The sequence below is a fragment of the Microbacterium umsixpiens genome (assembly GCF_053543675.1).
Window position 1 is genome coordinate 3,194 of record NZ_JBLVOH010000144.1, and the last position, 856, is coordinate 4,049.

Below are 856 nucleotides of genomic sequence, written 5' to 3' on the forward strand. Positions count from 1 at the left end.
TCTTTGCCGTTTCCGGGGGACTCTCGTCCTACTTCTTGTCGAACGCGTCGCGCACGCTGTCGCCGGTCTTCTCGGCGGCGTCCTTCACGTTCTGACCGGCCTGCTTGGTCGAAGCCTTGACCTGATCTGCCTGGCCCTCGGCCTCGAGACGCTCGTTGTCGGTGAGCTTGCCGACGCCCTCTTTGACCTTTCCTGCGGCCTTCTCGGCGGCGTTCTTGACGTCATCTGCAGCACTCATGTTCTGCTCCTCTCCTAGGGCGGATTCGATTGATCCCGACCTTTCCACGCGTGCGCGGAACGGGCCACGGGATTGACAATCCGGCCCGCTCATGTCAACGTTCCGCCCCATCGACGCGGGGTCCCCGAGGGACTAGCCTGGCGCCAGGCGGGTGGTCCTGCCCGCGGACCTCGAAGGAAGCGGTGAGCGATGGACTCGATGATGATGGGCGCCATGTCGAAGAACATGGAGTCGATGCCCGACATGGGCATGATGGACATGTCCGTCATGCAGGCGTGCATGGATGCGTGTGCGGCGTGTGAGCAGGCGTGCACGGTGTGCTCGACGCAGATGATGGACTGTTCGCCGGCGTGTATGAACTGCGCAGACATGTGCAACACCATGATGCGTTCGATGATGCGGATGCAGGGCATGACCCCGGCCGCGATGATGGCCATGCTCAACGCGTGCATCGCGATGTGCCAGGTCTGCATGGACGAGTGCATGCGGCATGCCGACGACAGCGACGTGTGCCGCATGTGCGCTCAGGCGTGCCAGGCGTGCATGGATGCCTGCATGGCCATGAAGGACATGATGATGGCGAGCGCCTGAGGCGCGATCGTTCTCGACGGCCCCGCG

The 856-nt window shown here is 63.4% G+C and carries 2 protein-coding genes; one reads left to right on the forward strand and one right to left on the reverse strand.

Annotated features, from left to right (window positions below):
• Positions 1–28: 28 nt before the first annotated feature.
• The gene (locus ACNPM4_RS14245; RefSeq protein WP_029261061.1) at positions 29–238 is read right to left on the reverse strand and encodes a CsbD family protein; all 210 of its coding nucleotides are present in this window, start codon (positions 236–238) and stop codon (positions 29–31) included.
• A gap of 213 nt (positions 239–451) precedes the next feature.
• On the opposite strand from ACNPM4_RS14245, the gene ACNPM4_RS14250 reads away from it, so the two are divergent.
• A complete protein-coding gene (locus tag ACNPM4_RS14250; RefSeq protein ID WP_448986088.1) occupies positions 452–829 on the forward strand; it encodes a four-helix bundle copper-binding protein in 378 nt (125 codons plus the stop codon).
• Positions 830–856 lie beyond the last annotated feature (27 nt).